Genomic DNA, 23,359 nt, shown 5'->3' on the forward strand with positions numbered 1-23,359 from the left:
TTTCGCTGGTCTGAACATGACTTCTGATATCACTTTCACAGAGGAGACCCTGCGCTACATCAGCCTGTTCGAGAAGGTCACCAAGGCCAGGGTACGCGACTGCATGGAGACCGAGGAGAAGCTGGTCTTCGTCGTCGACCCGGGCCAGGCCAACCGCGCGGTGGGCAAGGGCGGGGAGAACGTGATCAAGCTGAAGAACACCACCGGGAAGAACATCCAGGTAGTGGAATTCTCTGACGACGCCGAGACGTTCATCAAGAACGTGTTCTACAACTACGGTCCGGAGAAAGTGGAGATCGAGACCCGCGGCAACATCGTGCACGCCACGGTGACGGTCGATCCGGCGGTGAAGGGTAGGGCGATAGGCAAGAACGGCAAGAACCTGAAGATCGCCCGCGACCTGGTCAACCGCCACCACAACGTCCAGAGCATATCGGTGGCCTGATCAGTTCAAAGGTTCCCGCTCCACTTCCAGGTGGTCCGCGGTGGGGTACTGCTCCACCAGGAAGCACTTGAAGGGGAGGGACGGGGCTAGGTCCTCCAGCACCCAGGAGGCCACCTCCAACCTTTTCCTTTTCTCGTCCAGGTGCAGCAATTCTTCCGGAACATCGTGCTCTTCGCGCAGTATGCGCATAGCGCTCTCCGGTCCGTCCTCCACCAGACCTAGTAATATCATTCCCTCCGAGGTCACCAGATCGATAGGCCTGGCCACGCGCCTGGCCCGCCGCTTCAGCCTCTCCCGCAGCTGCACCTGGTCCTTGAAGCTGGAAGAGCAGAAGTGCACCGGCAGCATCTCACCCACCTCCCTCACGATCTCCTCGGCCAGCTCCTGGCTGCCGGACATGGCACTGGTAACGTCGGAGCGGACGAAAAAACCGTGGTCCACCAAGGCCCGGCAATTGGTCTCCGAGACCTCCAGCTCGTTGAGGTTCACGAAATCCAGATGGTTATCGGCGGCGTAACGGCACAGCGCCAGCAGCCCTTCCTTCTCTCCCGGGAGAACCGGCACCTCGAAGCCCACCTTCATCCCCAGTCCCTGCAAGCTCTCCGCGATCCGCAACGAGCTCAGGTCCTTCCAGCTTTCGAAAGGGGGGTGCAGCCTCAGCTCGTCCAGCCCGCTCTCCTGTAGTCGCATGAACTTATCGTGATCGATGGTCGCGGTATAAAGGTGAATGTGGTGAGCGGCCCCGAACCTCTCCTTCAGCAAGGTTATGTAACGCACCGTCCGGTCCATGACCAGCAGCGGGTCCCCGCCAGTGATCCCGGTCCCCCGGGCCCCGATGGCCTCGGTCTCGCCGATCACATCCTCGTTGCATTCCACAAGCAGCTCGTTGGCGTATACCACGTCCTTGTTCTTCTTCCCCTCGGAGAGCGGACAGTAGTAGCAGGACCGGCCGCATCTGCCGGTGACCAACAGCACCATCTTGGCCCCTTTCCGGCAAAGCCGGCAGCCGCGGGGCAAGCTCCTAGTGTAGAAGGACGACGCTTCCATGGGGGTGATGCGCATGGACCCCCTACCCATTCCGGCGGACTTAACGCTTGCCCATGGCAAATCCTAAATCGAACCGGGACGTTAGTGGGGGGGGGGAGAACATGAGAAAGGGGAGCAGGATCATACTGGCGCTGGACGAGGTGCGAGAGGAGCGGGCCCTGTGGGTGGCGGACCAGGTGGCCGACCTGGTGGACGCCATCAAGATAAATTGGCCCCTGGTGCTGTCCACCTCCCCTGAGACCATAACCCGGCTTTCCCAGAAGGCCCCGGTCATCTGCGACTTCAAGGTGGCCGACATCCCCAACACCGCCTCCCTTATAGTGTCCCAGGCGGTCAAGCGCGGGGCGGAAGGTGTGATCGTCCACGGCTTCACCGGCAGCGACTCGGTGAAAGCGGCCGTCCAGGCCGCCGACGGCCGCCAGATATTCGTAGTCACCGAGATGAGCCATCCCGGTGGCGCAGAGTTCACCGCCCCGGCGGCGGAATCGCTGGCCAGGATGGCCGTGGAGTGCGGCGCGTCCGGCATCATCGCCCCGGCCACGCGACCGGAGAGGGTGGCGGCGTTGCGCAAGATAGTCGGGGACCTGCTCATACTCTCCCCCGGGGTCGGTGCGCAGGGCGGTAGCGCCTCGGCCACCATAAGCAAAGGAGCAGATTATGTCATCGTCGGCCGCAGCATATACGGGGCGGAGAACCCCCGGGAAGCTGCCCTGCAGGTCGCAGGAGAGATAAAAAAGGTCCTGCGCCGGTAGCTCGCAGGAAGGGCACTTGCGACAACTGCCAGACACATGATTTTTATAGCATGAAATGGACCAACGTTTTTATACGGGGTCTCACATCAGTTGCTAATCATCCCCAGAGGAGATTTACTGATGGCAACGAAACAGGAGGGGTCCAGTCTCCCCACTGAAAAGCAGCGCTTAGCCTCGTTGTCCAATTTCTCCCAGAATCTATCGAATTCTTGGATCGGAAGGAATTGGCAGACGGTGCTGGTGTTGGCAATGTTGGTCTTCCTGGCCTTGTTCGTCAGGAGCTACTTTGCCTACTCCACCTCCGTGGACAACGGCTACCTGGTCTCAGGTGGCTCTGACTCTTACTATCACATGAGGGTCATAAACCATGCGGTGGCAACTGGGGACCACCTGGTATACGACAACATGTTGAACTATCCCTGGGGGATGAGGAACCCCCGCCCGCCGCTGTACGACTGGTCAGTGGCGGTGTTCGGCATGGTCCTCAGCACCCTCACCGGCCTGGCCATCACCGACGCCATCGGGCTGTCCCTGGTGTTCTCCACCGCGGTATGGGGCGCGCTGACCGTCATTCCAGTATACATGCTGGGCAAGGCCGCCTTCGGAAAGAAGGCGGGCATGCTGGGCGCTTTCATCTTCGCCCTGATGGCCGGTCACATCGAACGAACCGTCCTGTCCAACGCCGACCACGACGCCATGGTGCTGTTCTTCGTGGTGTTCGCCTTCTATTTCCTGCTGCGCTCCCTGCAGTCGGTCAACGGAAGCCAATGGGTGACCAGCTGGAAGGAACGGAAGGCGATAGGCTCCGGGTTGAAGGGGTATCTGGGAACGAACCAGGCCTCCCTGATATACGCCGCCCTGGGCGGTATGAGCATGGCCGCCGTTGCTTTGATCTGGACCGGCTACACCTATCTGTTGATCATCATATTCGTCTACTTCATAGTGCAGCTCCTGGTGGACCGTTTCCGTAACGCGGACTCCATGGGCGTGCTTTTCACCATAATCGCCTTCTTCGGCACAGCGTTCCTGGTGATGGCGCCCACGTACGTCAGCTTGAACCTGGTGAACACCTGGTTCGACACCCCGGTTTTCCTTTTCATCGTGGCCGTCGTCGGAGGACTGATGTTCGTGGTCACCCGTGACTACCCTTGGACCCTAGTACTTCCGGTCTTAGCCGCGATAACCGTGGCCACCTTGGCAGTGCTATCGGTGCTGTCCCCCTCGCTCTTCGAGTCCATAATTACCGGTCAGGGTTACCTGGTGAAGAGCAAACTTTACAGCACAATATCCGAGGCCCAGGCCCCGAACTTCTCCACCCTGGCCATGTCCTTCGGAATGGTCACGTTCTGGCTGTCCTTGATAGGCATATTCTGGGCTGCGATCAAGATCCCCAAGAACATCAGCCCATACTTCATATTCGTGGTCGTCTGGGTAGGCGTATCCATCTATATGGCCTCCTCAGCGGCCAGGTTCGTGTTCAACGCCTCCCCGGCCTTCGCTATCTCGGCTGGCTGGGTGCTGGGAATGATCATCGAGCGTCTGAAGTTCGACGAGATGATCCGCAGCCTGCGCGCCGACCATGGCGGGTTCTTCAAGACCATCCGCCAGTCCGTGAAGCTAAAGCACGTACTAGGCGCGCTGTTCATCGTCATGATGATACTAGTGCCCAATGTCTGGTACGCCCTGGACGCCAGCATACCGTCCAACACCAAGACCGGCTACGACATGCAGATCTATACGGCCATACCGGACTTCATGAAACCTTCGGACTATGACACCAAGAACGGCACCTACTGGTACCTGGGGGCGTTCACCTACGGCATGACCGAGACCAATGAATATTGGCCGGTGGCCTGGAAATGGTTCTCGGAGCAAGATTCTAACATAACCACGGCCGTAGACCGTCCAGCCTTCCTGTCATGGTGGGACTACGGGTTCGAGGCCATCGAGGAAGGGGCGCACCCATCGGTGGCCGACAACTTCCAGAACGGCTACGCCTTCGCCGGCAGCTTCCTCATGTGCCAGACCGAGGACGGGGCCATAGCCCTGCTCATCGTCCGCTGTGTGGAGGGCTATATCAGCTCCCATGATACATCGACCTATGATCAAATCATCAGCACCATGCAATCCTATGGTGTGAATACGGAAAGGTTCGTTGACATAATCAACCACCCGGCCAACTATAAGGAGGAGATACTGGCCAACCCGAGCGTCTACGGAGAGTACGACTCCGACCTGAGCGACAACAATGCCATGTACGCCGCAACTCGGGTGGAGCTGTGCAACCTGGACCAGGAAACGCTGGTCCTGCTCTACAATGACGTGCGCGAGATAACCGGCAACGATATTGGATATATATCCGTGGACAGCCGCCTGTTCCCCTTCTCGGCCACATCGTCCAACATCTTCTACGCCCCGGCCAAGCTGGCCGACCAACGCCTGGACGATAGCGGTTACCCCTACGACTATTACACCATCTACGCCGTGGACTACTACGGCAACAAGATTGCCTTAAATAATGTGACCTCGAGCGATTACATCGTGAACTACGAGATCGATTACACCGAGGCCTTCTACAACACCATGCTGTACCGCACCTTCATGGGCTATGGCCCCTCGGACGTGGGGCAGACGGAACAGGGCATACCGGGCATATCCGGGAGCCTGAAGAGCGACTCCTCCATGCAGGGCTGGAACATGACCAACTTCCGTATGGTCTACCGCACCGCTTATTACAATCCATTCCCCAGCGAGGACGTGGCCAACCACACCGACGCCTGGAGGGCAGTATCCTACGAAGAGGCCATAAAGCTGTACTACCAGATCTATTACGGCGAGATAACCGGAACCGTGGACCTGTCATCCTCCAGCCTCTACTCCGGAGTAGTGTTCCTGCAGTACTACGACGGCGCCATAATCCAAGGAACGGCCGTCTCCGAGACAGGAGAGCCCATGTCCGACCTGTGGGTCACGGTGTACGACGAGTACGGCATACCGCACCAGGTGGTCAAGACCGACGAGAACGGACATTACAATTTGATCGCCCCCTTCGGACAGACCACCGTGGTCTTCTCCTACGGGGACCTGGACGCCACCCAGCTGGTGGGCACCGAGCTCTATTCGACCACCATCACCATAACCTACGACCAGGCCATGCGCGTGGAGACCGACGCCAACAAGGACGGACAGCTCGATTACCTGATCGACCTGGACGCGGTCATCACCGCCGCCACGCTGGACGGCCAGGTCTACCTGGACGTTGATGGTAACGGTAAGTACAGCGCAACCACCGACCAGGTACTGGTCGGCGCCACCGTGACCTTCGAGAACGAGACCGCTGGTTACAGCGTAGAAACGATCACCACCGAGAATGGCTACGAGCTGCTGGGCGTGACGCCCATGAACGGCACCATCAGCGTAGAGTACAATGGTCACGTGTTCGATGAGAAAACGGTGACCGCGGTAGCGGACGACACTGTCACCACCGACCTGTACGTCGAGCCAGCGAGCATCACCGGTGTGGCCTACCTGAGCGACGGCTCGGTGGCCAACGGGGTCAACATAACCCTGGTGGACCAGATCAGCGGCGGCTCATCGCTGGTCACCACCAACGCCAGCGGCGGTTACTCCTTCGAGAACCTGCTGCCCGGCAACTACACCATCCAGGCGCCGGACGGCTCCGTGGTGAAAAACGCCGACCTGGTGCTGGCGGAGGGCGATGACCTTGAGCTGGACCTCGTTCTATACGAATCAATGCGCCTATCCGGCATCGTTAGCAGCGACGGGCAGGCCATCTCCAACGCCATGATCGGCCTCACCGGGGACCAAGGCACGGTCTGGGTCCTGAGCGACTCCCGCGGCCGGTACTCGGCCGTCATCCCTAAGGGCAACGTGACCGTGTACGCCACGGCCACCGTCGGAGGGACGGAGGTCGTGTATCTGGCAAAGGTGCTGGCCACCGACAACCTGACCCTCAACCTGCAGCTGGGAACGGCAGTGATCCTGGAAGGAACGGTCCAATATAGCGGTTCCGCCGTCTCCGGGGCCACGGTGCAATTGAGGTCCGTATCCACCGGGGCGATTTTCAACGCCGTCACCAATTCCAGCAGCGGCTTCCGGGCCGTGCTGCCCAGCGGCCTGTACTTCGGCTACATGTACTATCTGTCCCGGTCCTACTGGGGAGACATCAACTTGAACGCCTCGGTCTCATCCACCTTCAACCTGATCTCCTCGGCCACCATATCCGGCACTGCCTGGTATGACGAGGACGCCAACGGGGCGGTCTCGTCTGGCGAGGCCCTGGCCAACGTAAGGGTCACCATCAAGGACAGCGTAGGACGCGAGGTATCGGTGCTCACCGATTCCGACGGCAGGTATTCGTTCGTGATGCCTACCAGCAAGAGCTACACCTTGACCGCGGTCAAGGACGGATACGAGACGCTATACAAGAGCTACAGCCCGCTGATCGTCAGCATGTCCACCGACCTGAACATGGTGGCCACGGAAAGGCAGGTCAGTGGCAGCATCTCCGAGACCATGTCCGGCATGACGGTGGTGTTCACCGCCGACAGCGATTCCGCTATCAGCAAGACCACCACGACCGCGGCCGACGGCAGCTTCTATGTCGATCTGTCGCCAGGTGACTATACCGTCGAGGTGGACCAGAACGTCACCGCCGGCGACGGCTCGGTAAGGTATCAGACCTTGAAACCTCTAGACCTGACGGTCTCCATCGGCCAGGACCCCGAGGCCTTGAGCGTCGAGATCGTGGAGAGGTACCTGGTCGCCGGGACGGTCAGCCCTAGCGGCACGGTCAGCATGGTGTTCGACGGCATGGACATCACTTCCGTCTCGACCACCAGCGCCTATTCCGTCTACCTGCAGGAGGGCAACTACTCGCTCTACGTCCGGGTGGACAACTCCAGCCAGCGTTCGGCCTACCTGGGCCGCGTGCTGGTCAGCGGCCCGATGACCCTGGACGTGGCGGCGGAGACCGCCTACCAGACCATCATCAGCGTCAGCTTGGGGAACAGCGTCAGGGCCAGCGTGAACGTGGCCGTCGATCTGGACGGGGCATACTACAACGTCAGCACCTCCAGCACTGGCAGGGTCACCGTGGTCCTAGCGCCAGGTGATTACACGGCCTTCGTCGCGCACCACACCATCGGCACCATCAACAGCGTGGAAACGTACGTGGTGTACAAGGCCCAGACCAATTTCACCGTGGCCAATTCCTTGAATTCGGTGGCCGTGACGACCACCATCTCCCTGGACAACGCCACGGTCGAAGGGCTGACGCTCAGCTCTGGAACGGCCATCGCCGCCTCCATCCAGTTCCAGGCCACCTCCGAGGCGGCCATGGACCTGACCGTGGACGCGCCGCTCGGCAATTACTCGGTGCAGCTAGCCCCGGGCAACTACAGCGTCTACGCCCTGAGCGCGGACAGCAGCAAGGCCTTCCTGGGAACGCTCATCATCGACCAGCCTGGAACGTACACCTACGACATGGACCTGGTCAAGGCGTTGCGCCTGTCGGGGGTGACCTTCGCCAACGATGAAGGAAGCAGCGCCGAGCTGATCGCCACTGGCGAAGAAGCTTACGCCTTCAGCAGCGATGCCGACGGCAGCTACGAGGTGTACCTCCCGGCTGGAACCTATGCCTTGTCGGCGCAGACCACGACGACCGAGGCCGGAGTGGCGGTCACTTACCTCGGCCAGGTGGATGTCGTCCTTGAGGACGTCACCACTAAAGGGGTAACCATGGAGAAGGTGGTCTCCCAGAGCGTCGATATATCCTGGGACAGCACCCAGAAGGCCACCCTCAGTGCCGGAGAGACCGCCATATACACCATCAGGGTGGTCAACAAGGGCAACGTGGAGGACACCTTCGCCATCACCTCTTCCAGCACCGGCTGGACCATAGTGCTGTCGGAGACCGAGGTCACCGTCGGCTACGGGTCGACCAACAGCCAAGTGATCACCGTTCAGATCACCCCGTCCAGCACCGTCAAGGTGAGCCACAGCTCGATAACCATCAAGGCCACCTCGACCACCAACTCGTCCGTTTACGACTCCGCGAGCATCGACGCCATCATCCGACCCTCCTACGCCGCCTCACTGGCGTACGTCAGTGCGGAGGACACCGATGGCAGCTCCTATATCTACACCGTAGAGCTGACCAACGACGGCAACGTCAAGGACACTTACACCGTGACCATCGGCAACCAGGAGGCCCTGGAGGCCCTGGGTTGGGAGGCCAAGCTGGTGAACACAACTAGCCTGGTGGACTCGCTGTCGTTGACCGTGGCGGCCGACTATATCAAGGAGATCCAGGTATCCCTGGTACCCATCAGGGAGAACCCCAGCCCCTCGGTGAGCGTGCAGATCGTGGCCGTGTCGAGCGGGGACAGCTCTTCCATAACCGTCATGGACATGGAACCGGAGTTCGCCGGGTTCAGCTCTCTCGGAGGCCTGACCATCAGCGGCGACGGCGTCTCGGACAGCACGCCGGCGCCGGGCGATGATACTATCATCCTGTTAGGGGTGATGGTGACGCTCATGGTGCTGATCTTCGTCATCAGCGTGCAGAAGGGGGTGTTCTCACGAAGAAAGCGCTGATGTTCCTGCTGGTGGCCTGCCTGCTCCTGAGCGCCGTGCCCATGGTCCAGGCCACCGATGGTTACAACCCCCTGCACACCCAGCTCGACGGCCCCATGGTGATCTGTGCGGAGGACAAGCAGATGTACATCCTGACCATGGTCGGGGGGCCGGCCGAGGCCGGTGTGGGCAACTATTCATACAAGGCCGAGGTGAGCGGGGACGCCACGATCACGCCCTCCAGCGGAGGCCCCAAGACCTCCGGGAGGTTCTACCTCAACTTGACCGCGCCCGCGAACACGGGAAAGCTCACCATAACCATCACCTGCAAGTCGGTGGGGACCCTGCAGACCGTGAGCAGCGTGATCGAATACAAGGTGACCGTGGTGGAGCCGGTCCTGCTCCGGGCCACCGTCACGAACACCGGCAACATGAACGCCACCGGGGTGCCGCTGACGATGCAGCTCTATCAGGACGAGGCCTGGACCACCTACTACAGCACCACCATCGACGTGGACGCCGGCGGGTCCAGACCGGCCAAGGGCAAGAAGAAGCGCTGAAACCCCTTATTTCAACCTCTTTTCCAGGTCGACCATCCGGCCCTGCAGCCTTTCTATGGACACGGAGACGGCGACGTCGCCCCGGGTCTTCTCCAGGACCGACCGGGCGATGTCCTGCTTGCGCCGGATGGAAACTATGGCGTCAGGGTAATCGAAGCGCAGGATGACCAGGAAGAGCTCCTCCATGATGTCCAGGTACCTCTCCGCCGCGGGAGGGTCCCCCCGCCGCAGAGCTTCTAGAGCGAACCTCCTCAGCTCGCCGATGGTGTCGGCCATGCCCATGAGGTAGGCGGTTCCAGGCATGCTCAGCTGCTCGGGGTCCGGGAGCTCCCGCATTTTGACTATAGCGTCTAGAATGGCCGCCTCGGCCACCTCTTGCAGGGCGTCCTGGACGATGCCGGAATACCAGATGTCCACGTGCTCCGAGAGGATGCTCTTGAGCTTGTGCGCTTCGTCGATCGCCTCTTCCAAAAGGGGCTCTCCGTCCACGCCCTTGTGCATCCCGTGGACCACGCCAGAGGACATGCGTATGAGGGCCCGCGAGGATTTGATGGCTATCTCCCTAACGGTGTCCTTCTCCTCCAGAGAGTCCTGTATCCTTTGGGCGATCTGCCCCAGGTTCTGCATGAGAGGAGATTGGGGCGGGGATATATGAAAGCTCAGCCCCGGACCTGGCGCATGTGCTCCACCCGCTTGCGCACCAGCTCCCTCTTCCCTATGTCGTGGCGCACGAAGACGTCTCCCTGGACGTGAGCGAGCCCGGCCTCGCAGATGGCCTCGGCCTCCTCGATGGTGTCGGCCACGCCGACCATGCCCAGGGACCTGGAGGAGGTCGTTAGAATTTTACCGTCCTTCTGGTCCACCGCCGCATAATAGAGGGTAGCCCCGGCTTTAGTGATCCCCTTCTCGTCCACGGTGACCGGCACGCCGACCTTGGGCTCCGTGCCGTAGCCGGCCGGGACCACGTACTTGCAGACCGTGGCCTTGCGCTGGAACGGCACGTTCGCGCCGAGGCGCCCGTCGGCCACCGCCTGGCAGACGTCCAGAAAGCCGTTATCCATGAGCGTCAGCACGTTCATGGCCTCCGGGTCACCGAAGCGGGCGTTGAACTCGATGACCTTCGGCCCGTCCTTGGTCAGCATGAACTGTCCGTAAAGCACGCCGCGGTAGGGCGCGCCCTCCTCCCTGATGGCCGTCACAGTACGCTGCACGATGTCCTCGGCCGCCTTCCGGTCCTGTTCACTTACGAACGGAAGCAGATGGTCGGCGTTGGTATACGAGCCCATCCCGCCGGTGTTCGGACCGACGTCCCCGTCGTAGGCCCGTTTGTGGTCTTGTACCAAAGGCATCCCCCGCACCGTACGTCCGTCGCAGAAGGCCTGCAGGGTGAACTCTTCCCCTACCAGGCGCTCCTCCAGAACCACCCCGGCGCCGCCGATGCGGTGGTCCAAGACCTCCCTGACATAATCGAGCACCTCTTCCTTCCCTTTCAGATGCTCGCCCTCGACCTTGACCCCCTTGCCCCCGGTGAGGCCCTCTGGCTTGACCACCAGTTCGCCTGGAAAATCATTGACGAAGGTTCGGGCGGACTCCAGGTCCTGGAACGTCCCGAATTCCACGTTGCCGGGGACTCGGTGCTTCTTAAGCAGGCGGCGGGAAAAGCGCTTGGACGTCTCCAACCGAGCCGCGGCCCGGGTGGGACCGACGCAGCCGATGCCCTTGCTGACCAGCGAGTCGACCAGAGCAACCTCCAACGGAGCCTCGGGACCGATCACCGCCAGCTCTACGCCGGTGCTCACGGCGAACTCCGTGACCTTGGGCACGTCCGTCTCCTTGAGCAGCCGGGTCTCCACGGCGGCGCGGGCGATGCCCGGGTTCATGTTCTTCATGGCCGAATATACGACGGCATCGTCCCTCAGCAACGCTTCGACGATGGCGTGCTCCCGGCCCCCGCCGCCCACCACCAGCACCTTGGTCCTCATGTGAACGGGAGATTGGCGCGGTCGCTAATAAACAATTGGAGCTCAGCTTAGAACACGGTCCACCAGGTCTTCCAAGCCCTCGCCGGTGCGCACGCTGACCGGCAGGAGCTCCTTACCCCCGGAAAGCTTGCGGTAGTCGGCCTTGACCCGTTCCACGTCGATCTCCATGTAGGCGGCCAGGTCCATCTTGTTTATTACCGCGACGTCCGCCCCCTGGAATATCATAGGGTGCTTGCGCACCATGTCGTCGCCCTCGGTGACCGATATGACCACCATGCGCTGGTCGGTGCCCAGGGGAAAATCCGCCGGGCACACGAGGTTCCCAACGTTCTCCACGAATAGGAAGTCAATCCCGCTAAGGTCGATGTCGTCCAAGGCGTGGTCCAGAAGGTGAGCGTCCAAGTGGCACTCCTTGCCGGTGTTAAGATTGTAGGCTTTCACACCTGCGGCCTGGAAGCGGTCGTAGTCATCCTGCCCGGTGACGTCGCCGGCGATGGCGGCCACGCGCAGCCCCCGATCCATGAGCACCCGGGCCAGTTTAATGATCAGGGCGGTCTTTCCCGCTCCGGTGGTGCCCATGACGTCCACCGACCTGATGCCGGAGGAACGAAGCTTCTGCAGGTTGTGCTCGGCCAAGTGCCTGTTCTCAGCCAGCACGTCCGTCTCCATGCTAATGTGAGTGATCTTGTGCACGGGAGCGGATTTTACCTCCTCCGTTAATAACTTTCCCTAGAACGTTTCTGTACCTGTTGCGGTCCTCTCCCCTCGATATCGGTGCCGTTTAGGTCGGAATTCATATGGACGAGGCTATTTTTCAGGTGTTTTATCGAATAACTTATAAGTAATGTCACGCAAATATGTTTCTTCAACCAGCTAAAGGTCCCGACAGGTGGATGGGACCTATAAGGGGGATTCTAATGGATAATCGAAGTACTGTGCAAAGTAATATGAATTACAAATTGGCTAAAAGGGTTGCCTTGTGTATTGGTATACTGGCGTTCGCCCTGGTCTTGCTCCTTTTCTTGGGAGCCGGACATGCCAGCGCTACTGATGTTCCTTCTGGCGATATGACCACTGATACGGTCTGGGCGTCTAATAGCACTTATGATCTGACCGGGACTGTGAACGTAATTGCCAATCTGACGGTCCAAGAGAACGTCACCGTGAACATGCATGGCTATGACATAAACGTCTACGGTTCCATGGTCGTAAACGGTGCGGCGGACAACTGGACCATCTTTGATGGTGGCGTATTTGGGTCAACATACTTTTATGATGGCTCCTCCGGTTCCATAAACTACGCCATGATGGGAAACGCATATTGTGCGCTTGGCATCTATTCCACGTCCGTATCTGTCTCTAATCTTCAGGTTTACGATTCTTACTACGGACTGGGATATGAGTTCTCTGGGTCAGAGCGGGATATAGCGTTGACGATTACCAATTTGGACGTAAACGACGTCACCTATGGCATGTATGCCCAGAACTACAACGGAAGTCTGGATGTGACCATAAACGGAATAATTGCTAACTACACATCCTATCCGATCGAGGTCTATGCCTGGGATCCTAACTCCACAGGAAGGTTGGACCTGACCGTAACCGACGGCGACTTTATGAATATATATGATTACATAGACATCGAAGCCGACGTCGTTGGTAACATCGAGTTCAATGGTTGTAACTTCTATAATTTCTACAACAACGATGCCTTGTACATATATGACAACTATGGGGACATGAGCCTGGTCATAGACGGTGCGGTCTTCGATTATATTTATGGCGATGCCATATATGTCGAGTCGGATGCGCTGGTCGATGTTCAAGTCACCAACTCGGTATTCATCGATGTCGCTGGATATGGGTTGAATCTGTACTCTGAACAGGGCGACATGAACTTCGTCATGAACAACGTAACGATGACGGATGTCGGTGCGTATTACTATTGTGGTGGCTTCGATGTCACAGCTGACAATGGCAGCATAATTGCGAGCCTGACCGATGTCCACATAGACTACTCCTGGTGGATCGGAGGGTGGTATGCGTATAACGATGACGGTACCGCCAAGGTAAACGTATCGATAACGGATTCCACCTTCAACAACACTGAATATGGGCTTTATATCGTTGGGGAAGCAAGTGGCGATATCTCAGTCACCAACACCGAGTTTACTGGTGTTTGGGACGATGCGGCTTTGTATATATACTCCGAGACGTTCCCTGCCCTCAAGGGAGACATGACCATCACCCTGGACAACGTCCTAATGGACGATGTGTGGATGGGGATCGATCCAAGCGTTGACGGCAACATCAGCCTGAGCATGGAGTCCGTCGTGGTCAACAACACCTACCAGGTGGGCTGGTTCGTAGCCTCCAACGCTGACAACACTGCGGTCATCGATGTGATGATAAACAACTGCAGCTTCAGCAACGCCACCTATGGCCTGGAGTTCGTTGCCGACACGGTCGGTGACTACCAGGTGACCAACACCGTGTTCACCTACATCGATTACTACGCGATTTCCATGACGCTCGACCACGCCGACATGCTCGTTCCCATAGAGAACGTGCAGTCGAACTACGTCGGAACGTTCCTGGACCTCCACATCACCTTTGGTAATGTGGACTTGGTGATCACCGACTCGGTCCTGGCCGGCAACAACGGCACAGGATTCCTGATCGACGTTTCCGTAAACTCCAACACCCTTACCAACGGGTTCATCACCCTGACCGTCAGCAACAGCACCTTCATGAACGCTGGCGGCGGTATCAAGACCTGGTCCGAGGAACTGAACCCGGTAGACATGACCACCACCGTATTCGAGAACATAATCGGTGAGTGCATGCACTTCGACGTCCGCAGCGGCGACCAGAACTTCACCTTTGCTGACGATGACCTGACCGTCATCAACTCTGGTACTGGACTGTGGGTCTACGCCAACGACGGCGACATAAACCTCAACTTCGATGGTGTATACTTTAACACCAACGACTTCGGGGTCTACGTGGAGGTCAGCTCCCTCAGCCCCGTTAACATGAGCATGATCAACATGGAGATAATCGACTCCGTGTTCGAGGGCGGCGACTACGGCATATACGGGCTGTCCCTGAACGGCGGAACGGTGCTTATAAACAACTCCCAGTTCCTCGGGCATTCCGAGGTTGGGTACTGGTTCGACTCCCTGTATGGAGAAGTGAACGTGGAGATCCTGAACAGCCTGTTCGACGGCTCAACGGACCCCGACATGTCCATATACACCGTGCAGCAGGTGGACTACGAGTTCGACCTGGTAGGTAGGACCGGGGACTGGGACGGTATCTGGACCTCCGGAGAGCAAACGGTCGACCTGCCCTTCACCTTCACATATGACAACAATGACTATACCCAAGTCTATGTTGAAGAGGACGGGTGGCTGGGATTCAATCTCGGCAATTGGATAATTCCAATTGGGTTAGGCGCGCCGTTCGGAAGCACAGACCTGGTCTACAACAACGACCAGTTCTTCGGCTACAAGATAGCCGATGACAACTCGTCGGTCATGTTCACCTGGTACGCTTCCGAGTCGTACACGGGAACTAGCCTGAGCGATGCCTTCCAGATCATACTATACGCCAATGGCCAGATACAGATCAACTACGCGGCCATGGACTCGTACGCCGACCCAGTACCGTTCGGCATCGAGACCTGGGGCATGCTGTACGACATGAAGAACCTGTATGGAATACAGCACTGGGAGACCGACTTCAGCAGCTATCTGTTCACGCCGGTATACATGTCTGACGGAGCCGGTGTGATGATCACCGCCGAGGAGAGCAACATCAACGCGGTAGTGACCAACAACACCGTGAACGGGTACTACGACGGCGGTATGACCTTCGCAGCTCTCTTTGGTCAACTGAACCTTGAACCCACCGCTAACACCTTCACCAACATCGCCGGTGTGGCCCTGTACGCTTTGTGCGGGAACAGCACGCTCGATATATCAATTACCAACCAAACGTTCGAGCGCATCTGGGACACCGCTATCGTCATCTATGGATACAATGTGGTCGGCGGAGAGAACTCGATCAACGTGTCTAACAATGTATTCACCAAGGTCGCCTTCGGGGTCTCCTCCAACCTGTATGTCAACGATATGTACGACCGCACGGGGAACGACTCGTTGACCGTCACGGTCAACTTCCAGGACAACGTCATGACCGACGCCTATGGAATGGTATGCTGGGTCAATATGTACCTGTACGAACCGGTCAACTGGACCGTTTCCATGCAGACCACCATGACCGGCAACGTCATGACCCAGGAACTTTACGAGGGCGTGTGGCCGTTCATGAAGTCCATGCCCAGCGAATGGACACTAGGAAGCTGGCTGAGCATATACGACTATTCGGGCACTGCTAGCAGCATAGTCTTAGACCAGACCTCGACCATCACCGATAACAACGTAACTATTCCGTGGGTCGCTAATGGTGGACTGTGCGCAGGAAGCTACATCAGTAACCCACTCGGTGACACGGCGAAGACCGTGGTGCTGGACGCTTCCAACAACATAGTAATCTATGAAGGCAACAACTACATCTATGGTCTGGAAGTGGAATCCTACATGGATGTAGGGTCCGGTGCGATCACCGACGACACCATCATAACCGTGGAGAACAACCAGTTATTCGACCTGTCCCAAAGCCTAGATTGGGCTATTGATGCGGAGATGGGTGTGGACGTCAATGATGACGCCGAGAACGCTACAAACGCTGATTGTGTCGGCTTTATGTCCGTGACCGGCAACCTGATCGATGGTGCCTATTACGGTATATATGCCGAGGCCTGGTATGACCAGGACAACTCCATTGGCGACTGGAGCGTGAACTTCACTGGACACGTCGACGGCAACCAAGTATTGAACGTCTCATATACCGCAATAGAGGCGGAGCTCTATGGTGGTTGTGGGTTCGGAGCGAACTACTGGCCCCTGAACGATGAGGTGGCCGTGGCCAACTTCGTCATGGACTATCTGTTCACGGTGGACGACAACGAAGTATCTGCCACGGGCTTCGTGCCTTGGGGCTTCGAATACGATGCCATCTACATCGAGGTGGAGTTCTGGGCCGAGGTCGACCCTTCCACTCTCTTCACCGAGGCTAACGCCTGGGTGACCGGAGCCACCTCTGTGAGCCGCAACCAAGTAACTAGCGTAGACACTGACAAAAACGGAATAGACGTCTACCAATGGATCGGCGCAGAAAAGACCGGAATGATCGACGTGAACACGAACGTGGCTGTCGATGATAACGTGGTCGACCAAAGCTGGACGACAGACAGTCACGGACCTGGCCCGGGATATGCCATGTGGGTAGAGAACGAGATCGATGTTTGGACCCATGAGGTCATATACACCGACGCACCCCTGGCAACCATCGACCTTAGCATGTCCCTAACGGGCAACGAGGTCACTGGTGGGTTCAGGGACGGGCTCGTCATCATCGATAACATAGATGTGGAATATGGCATGTCGTCCCTGGTCTATGACCTGAGCCTGGACATATCCGGCAACACCATTACTGGTGTCAGCGGAAACGGCATCGACTACCAGCTGCACCGCTACGAGGACTCCATGGGAGTCATCGAGCTGAACATCGCCCTGGCCATCGAGAGCAACATCGTTACTGACTGCGAAACGGGCATAGCCGTGGACAGCAGGTGGGACGATGATGGATGGGTCTATTCGAGCGATGTATACGGCAAGAATGTGACCTTCGAGGCGACCGTCAGCGACAACACCGTCAGCGGCGCTGAGTACGGCATGGACCTATTAGGTGCCATATACGTTGAGGAGCCCTTCGAGGACGGATCCGTCTGGACCTACGTAAACGACTTCGTGGTGGAGAACAACTACATCAACGCATCCTATGAGGCCATGTACCTCGAGGGCACAATATCGGTGACCAACAACGTCATCGAAGACTGCGCTTACGGTGTAGACTGGGAGTACGGCGCCGGCGAGCTGGTGGGTAACACCATCAGCGCTGATGAAGCCGTCTACCTCTACTATGCCTACGGAGTGCTGGTGCAGAACAACCAGATAGAGTTCGTCTACGAGGGTATATATGTCGAATATCGTGAGGATGGATACACCTCCGCGCAGATACTGGACAACGTCCTGACCTGCGTGGCGGGAGACGACCCATCGACCTACTGGAACACCTATGGAATTGACCTCTACGAGGCCATGGACGTGGTTGTGACCGGTAACGTCATAACCGGAGCGTATTACACCGTCTACATGGAGGGTGTGATAAACGTGGTCTTCAGCGATAACCAGGTGCTCGGCAGCGAGTACTACGGCGTGCTGATGTACTATGTCATGAACGCGACGGTAGAGGGCAACACCATCACAAACGGCTACTACGGTCTGTACCTAGAGGATGGAAACCGCGACTTCATCATCGGCAACAACACCATCTCCGAGAACTGGTACGATGGTATCTATGTTGACGAGTACAGCTGGAACGTTGTACTCTACAACAACGCCATAACCGACAACGGTGATGGCGTCGAAGCTAATGCCTGGGGCCCGGGCGAGCTCGTCTGGTACGTGGACGCTAAATGCATGGTGTCCCGCAACGATATCGACTTCGAAGGTCCGATATACGTCCTCAACGGCGGCTCCATGGTCCTCGAGGACCTGGAGATGTACGTCGATGACGGCGTGACCGTGGAGGAGGGCGGGCTGCTCTCCTTGAGCGATGTCTACGTTGACGAGAGCTGGTTCTTCGATGTGTCCGGCACCCTATGGGCCAGCCTGAGCACCTTCTATGACACCGACGTGTTCCTTGGTCCAACCGCCTCCGCGGAGATCAGGACCAGCACCTTCACGGACAGCGAGCTGTCGATCGACGGCTGCGCGCCTGTGATCGCTGACAACTTGTTCATCGGATCCGGCTACGGCTACGGTATCGTGGTGAAGAACGGAGCTGCTCCGACCATCGTCAGCAACATCATCGCCATGTACGAGGTGGGCATATACGCCAACGGCATGGACATGGGCGGCATCTACGACAACCTGATCGTGGCCAACTACCACGCTGGGCTGCTGGCGGAGAACTGCACTGGTGGCATACACGACAACATATTCCTCGCCAATATGGTGGAGATACTGCTGCGTGACAGCGATGTGAGCATTGAGGACAACGAGATCGGCTACACCGACCTGATCCAGGTCATAGCCAACTACGCCCCACTGCTTGGTATGCTGAACATGTCCGGAATGACGAGCACCAGCACTACCTCCAGTGACCCCCTGGCCAACCTGGATTCCATCCTATCGAGCGGTGGATTCAGCATCGATTCCCTGGCCTCCTGGGTCAAGACGCACAACGGTATCTGGGCGGAGAGCTCCACCGTGGAGACCAGCGGCAACCAATATGGACTGCTGAACTACGCCCTGTACGCGATCGACAGCGACGTGACGTTCACCGACGACGTGGGTACGATCGAACTGGTCATACCCTGGTACGTCAACGGTGAGATATTCAACTTCACGGCGAATATCTACACCCTGAACGGTCTCTTCGCTGCCCGGTCCAGCGTGCATGTCAGTGACTGCACCATAGAGGTGCTCGACGACGCTCTGATGCTGGAAGCCTCTCAGGCCTGGATCGAGGGAGTCACTCTGAAAGCGGGCGACTTTGACTACTTCATCTACGGTGGATCGAACGTATACAACATCGGTTCCACCTATAGCAAGGCCAAGGTCGTAGATTCCCACAGCCTCAACGAAGGCACCAGGCTCACCCTCCACGCGGTGGACAAGGGCGATCCCGCAGTGAACGTGACCATAACCATCAGGAACGCCAAGGGCGACATCGTCTTCACTGGCGTTACTGACGCGGACGGCAAGGTCGAAGTGCTGCTCATACAGTACGCCATCACCTCCGCGGGCAAGGATGACGGATTCAACCCCTATACCATCAACGCCACCTTCAAATCCGGCGAGAAGTCCATGGAACTGACCCTTAACCAGTCATACCAGGACGCCACCATCGTCGGGGAAAAGGAGAGCGACTTCGGAGCCCTCCTGGCCGTGATCGGTGTGCTGGTCATCATCCTGCTGATCGTGGCCGCGGTCGTGGTCATGAGGCGCCGGAAGTAAAGGCCGTCAAACCCTTTCACGTCAAACCTTTTCCCTATTTTCCATTTTTAGATAATTTGTTAAGGAGAGAGTTCCATCTCCAGCCGAGCCCAATGCCCTATTCCGAGCGCGCCCGCAGCCTATTGACCAGCAGCAAGGCCTCCGAAGGCGACACGGTCCGCCTCAAGGCCCGGGGGAAGGAGTTCACCGGGATACTCATGCCCCATCACGAGTTCAGCAGCCCCGACGTAATCGTCATCAAGCTGAAGAGCGGCTACAACATCGGGGTGATGGTGGACGAAAGCTACGAGTTCGTCCTGATATCTAAAGCTCAGGAGCGCCCGGTGAAGCACAAGACGATGCATGAGGATCAGGGCAAGCCGACGATCGCCTTCCTGGGCACCGGCGGGACCATCGCCAGTTACGTGGACTACCGTACCGGCGCGGTGCACCCGGCGCTCAAGGCCGAGGAGCTGGTAGCCACCGTCCCCGAGCTCTCCGAGATCTGCCGCATGCGCTCCAAGGTGGTGTTCTCAATATTCAGCGAGAACATGAACGTAGAGAATTGGCAAACGTTATCCGTGGCCGTCGCTGACGAGCTCAACGAGGGGGTGGAAGGCGTCATCGTGCCCCACGGTACGGACACCCTCGGTTTCACCTCCGCCGCGCTGTCCTTCATGCTGGGGGACGTTCCCAGATCCGTGGTGCTGGTGGGGGCACAGCGCTCCTCCGATCGCCCCTCCTCCGATTCCTACATCAATCTGCTCTCCGCGGCCCGTTTCTGCGTGAACGCTGACGTGGCTGAGGTCGTCGTGCTCATGCACGGGGAGACCTCCGACAACTGCGTCCACGTGCATCGGGGCACTAAGGTGCGCAAGATGCACTCCAGCCGCCGGGACGCCTTCCAGAGCATCAACGAGGGCCCGATGGCTCACCTGGACCTGCAGGGCAAGATCGAGCTGTTGGGCGAGCACAAGGTGAAGAGCAAGGTCAAGGTGGTACCTGATACACGCATGGAGAAGGACATCGCCCTCCTGCAGTTCTATCCGGGGATGAGTACGCAGATAGTACGCAAGGTCATGCAGGACCATAAGGGACTGGTCGTTGCCGGCACCGGCCTGGGGCACGTGTCCCGGGAGATAGTGCAGGCCTTGAAGGAGATCGTGGCCGAGGGCAAACCGGTGGTCATGACCTCGCAGTGCCTGGGCGGACGGGTCAACTTGAACGTCTACGATACTGGACGGGACCTGCTCAGCGCCGGAGTGATCCCCGGAGAGGACATACTGCCGGAAACGGCCCTGGTCAAGCTGATGTGGGTGCTGGGCCGGACCAACGACCTAGCAAAGGTGGAGGGGCTGATGCACCAGAACCTGCGCGGAGAGATCACCGAACGGAGGGCGATCTGATGCACCAGGTGACCGTAGGCATAGAGATCCATCAGCAGCTGGACACCTGCAAGCTATTCTGCTCCTGCCGCTCCCTGCTGGTAGAGGAGGGAGGTACAATACTGCACCGCCGGCTGAGGCCGGCGCAGAGCGAGATGGGGGAGATCGACCGCGCCGCCCTAGCCCAAGCGGAGCGCAAGATGCACTTCACCTATCAGGCGCCTAGGGGTGTCACCTGCCTGGTGGAGGCGGACGAGGAGCCGCCCCACGACGCTGACGCTGAAGCGACGCAGACCGCTCTCGTGGTCTCCTCTATGCTTAAAGCGCATGTCATGGACGAGGTCCATTTCATGCGCAAGATCGTCATCGACGGTTCCAACACCAGCGGCTTCCAGAGGACCGCCCTGGTGGCCGTGGACGGGAGCATGGACCTCAACGGCCGCGGCATCGGCATTCTGTCTGTATGCCTGGAGGAGGACGCTGCCCGCAAGGTGGAGACCAAGGACCGCGAGGTCACCTACCGCCTGGACCGTTTAGGAATACCGCTCATCGAGATTGCCACCGCCCCGGACATGCACGAGCCCGAAGAGGTCAAGGAGGTGGCGCAGCGCCTCGGCTCCATATTGCGTTCCACACGCAAGGTGAAGCGTGGTTTAGGGACCATACGCGAGGACCTGAACATATCTATACCTGGGGGAGCCCGGGTGGAGATAAAGGGCGCTCAGGACCTCAGCCTGCTGCCGACCTACGTGCGCAACGAGATGGAGAGGCAGCGCTCGCTGATCGAGATCAAAGAGCTGTTAGAGAAGCGTAAGGCCAAGCCGGTCACCGTGTCCGTCCGGGACATCACCATTTTATTACATGGCAGCAGGTCCAAGGTCATCGTCTCCGCCCTGTCCAAGGGCGGCAAGGTCTTCGGTGCGCCGCTCCCGCTGTTCGCTGGAACATTGCGCAGCGCCGACGTCAAATTACGGTTGGGCGCGGAGATGGCCCAGTACGCCCGCTCCCACGGGGTGGCCGGTATATTTCATTCCGACGAGCTTCCCGCGTACGGGATCACCGACGAAGAGGTGCAGGCCATCAGGAAGGAGTTCCAGCTGGGCGAGATGGACTCCTTCGCCCTCTGCGCGGACCAGGCCGACCGGGCCGAGCCGGCGTTGCTGGCGGCCTTGGCCAGGGCCAACCAGGCCTTGGTCGGAGTCCCGGAAGAAACGCGCGACCCGCTTCCCGACGGTACCTCGGTCTACAGCCGGCCGTTGCCCGGGGCGGGACGCATGTACCCGGAGACGGATGTGCGCCCGATCCTCATCGAGCCAAAGCGCCTGCGGGACATTGAGGCCAACCTTCCCGAGCTTCCCGAAGCCAGGACCGCCCGCCTCATTCATGATTACGGCATAAACGAGCAGCAGGCTCGGCAGCTGGTCCGGGAAGGGCACGACAACCTTTTCGAAGAGATCAGCAAGGACCGTTCGCTGGTGCCGGTGGCCGCCCGCACCTTCCTCAGCACCTACCCGGAGCTGGAAAAGGAGGGCGTGGACGTCAAGGCCTTGCCGGACGAGCAGGTCAAGGAGGCCTTTGCCGCCCTGTCCTCCGGCAGGTTCGCCAAGGAGGCCCTGCCCGCGGTCCTTAAGGAATTGGCCAAGGGGGTTGGAGTGGAACAGTCCATGGCCTCGCTAGGGCTGGCCACCATGGACCAGAGGGAAGCGGAGGGGATCATCGACGGCATAATCGCCCAAAGGGCGGACTTCGTGCGCGAAAAGAAGCAGGGCGCCGTAGGACCGCTCATGGGCGTGGCCATGAAGGAGCTGCGGGGCAAGGTGGACGGCAAGGAGGCCGCCGACCTGCTTAAGCGTCGGATCGAGGCCTTCCTTAAAGGGTGAGGCGGAGCACCTTAAGTTCCTCGAAGAAGAGGGTCTTGGAGGTCACGATATCCTTGCTCCATCCTTGCGTCAGTTCTTCGAGCTGCAGCTCGTCCGCATCGCTGGAGACCAGTATTAGCACCTGACCTCCGGGGGCAAGATGCTCCCGGGCACCCCTCAGGAACCCGGAGGTTACCTCCAGGCCGCTCTCCCCCCCGGCCCAGCAGAGGTCCTCCCTGCCTTGGACCTCCCCACGGAGGTAAGGGGGGTTGAAGACGATGAGGTCAAAAAGACCTTCCACGTTCTGAAAGAGGTCGCTCTGGACGACCCTGATGTCCAGCGTGTTCCTCCGGGCGTTCTCCTCGGTGTTCCTGACCGCCTGGGGGTCCACGTCCGCGGCGGTGACCGAGGCTCCGGCCCTGGCCATGTGCAATGACAGGAATCCGCTGCCGCACCCCATCTCCAGCACCCTCTCCCCCCTGCAAACCTTCAAGGCGGACAGCATTAGCAAGGTGTCCTCGGCCGGAAGGTAGATCTCGGGGAAAACCTCCATCTGGATGTCACGGTCGCGCAGCACGAAAGCTCAGTGGCGCGCCGCATAAT

At 58.8% G+C, this 23,359-nt stretch carries 12 protein-coding genes; 7 read left to right on the top strand and 5 right to left on the bottom strand.

All coding sequences use genetic code 11. The features are described from left to right. Window positions 1-16 precede the first annotated feature (16 nt). Window positions 17-445, top strand: a complete 429-nt coding sequence (locus NT131_00295; GenBank protein ID MCX6650092.1) for a NusA-like transcription termination signal-binding factor — start codon at window positions 17-19, stop codon at window positions 443-445. Here NT131_00295 and NT131_00300 read toward each other — a convergent pair whose 3' ends face one another. Next, on the bottom strand, window positions 446-1,507 hold the full coding sequence (locus NT131_00300) for a radical SAM protein (protein MCX6650093.1): 1,062 nt from the start codon (window positions 1,505-1,507) through the stop codon (window positions 446-448). Window positions 1,508-1,593: 86 nt separating this feature from the next. Between NT131_00300 and pyrF the strand changes: the two genes are divergently transcribed. The 3 genes from pyrF (at window position 1,594) to NT131_00315 (ending at window position 9,401) form a co-directional block, all read left to right on the top strand. After that, entirely contained in the window at window positions 1,594-2,244 is a 651-nt protein-coding gene (gene pyrF, locus NT131_00305) for an orotidine-5'-phosphate decarboxylase (protein MCX6650094.1), read from the top strand. 120 nt (window positions 2,245-2,364) lie between these two features. Continuing rightward, complete coding sequence (locus NT131_00310; protein MCX6650095.1) at window positions 2,365-8,862, top strand: carboxypeptidase regulatory-like domain-containing protein; 6,498 nt, start codon at window positions 2,365-2,367, stop codon at window positions 8,860-8,862. Then, a complete protein-coding gene (locus tag NT131_00315; GenBank protein MCX6650096.1) occupies window positions 8,862-9,401 on the top strand; it encodes a hypothetical protein in 540 nt (179 codons plus the stop codon). The genes NT131_00310 and NT131_00315 overlap by 1 nt, the downstream gene beginning before the upstream one ends. 6 nt (window positions 9,402-9,407) lie before the next feature. On the opposite strand, the gene NT131_00320 is transcribed toward NT131_00315, so the two are convergent. The 3 genes from NT131_00320 to hypB are packed head-to-tail and all read right to left on the bottom strand — an operon-like array spanning window position 9,408 to window position 12,076. Beyond that, complete coding sequence (locus tag NT131_00320) at window positions 9,408-10,028, bottom strand: hypothetical protein (GenBank protein ID MCX6650097.1); 621 nt, start codon at window positions 10,026-10,028, stop codon at window positions 9,408-9,410. A gap of 32 nt (window positions 10,029-10,060) precedes the next feature. Beyond that, entirely contained in the window at window positions 10,061-11,383 is a 1,323-nt protein-coding gene (gene purD, locus NT131_00325; GenBank protein ID MCX6650098.1) for a phosphoribosylamine--glycine ligase, read from the bottom strand. A 42-nt stretch (window positions 11,384-11,425) separates the two neighbouring features. Continuing rightward, entirely contained in the window at window positions 11,426-12,076 is a 651-nt protein-coding gene (hypB, locus tag NT131_00330) for a hydrogenase nickel incorporation protein HypB (GenBank protein MCX6650099.1), read from the bottom strand. Between the two features lie 266 nt (window positions 12,077-12,342). On the opposite strand from hypB, the gene NT131_00335 reads away from it, so the two are divergent. The 3 genes from NT131_00335 to gatE all read left to right on the top strand — a co-directional run bounded on the left by NT131_00335 (window position 12,343) and on the right by gatE (window position 22,777). Beyond that, window positions 12,343-19,533: a right-handed parallel beta-helix repeat-containing protein gene (locus NT131_00335; GenBank protein ID MCX6650100.1), complete on the top strand. Its 7,191-nt coding sequence runs from the start codon at window positions 12,343-12,345 to the stop codon at window positions 19,531-19,533. A gap of 92 nt (window positions 19,534-19,625) precedes the next feature. Then, window positions 19,626-20,918 carry a Glu-tRNA(Gln) amidotransferase subunit GatD gene (gatD, locus tag NT131_00340; protein ID MCX6650101.1) on the top strand — a complete coding sequence of 431 codons (1,293 nt, stop codon included), beginning with the start codon at window positions 19,626-19,628 and terminating at the stop codon, window positions 20,916-20,918. Continuing rightward, window positions 20,918-22,777 carry a Glu-tRNA(Gln) amidotransferase subunit GatE gene (gene gatE, locus NT131_00345; GenBank protein ID MCX6650102.1) on the top strand — a complete coding sequence of 620 codons (1,860 nt, stop codon included), beginning with the start codon at window positions 20,918-20,920 and terminating at the stop codon, window positions 22,775-22,777. Before gatD ends, gatE begins: the two co-directional genes overlap by 1 nt. Here the strand turns inward: gatE and NT131_00350 are convergent. Further along, a complete protein-coding gene (locus NT131_00350) occupies window positions 22,767-23,333 on the bottom strand; it encodes a methyltransferase (protein MCX6650103.1) in 567 nt (188 codons plus the stop codon). The two genes, gatE and NT131_00350, sit on opposite strands and share 11 nt — an antisense overlap. Between the last annotated feature and the right edge of the window lie 26 nt (window positions 23,334-23,359).

The organism is Methanomassiliicoccales archaeon, assembly GCA_026394395.1.
Lineage (GTDB): Archaea > Thermoplasmatota > Thermoplasmata > Methanomassiliicoccales > UBA472 > UBA472.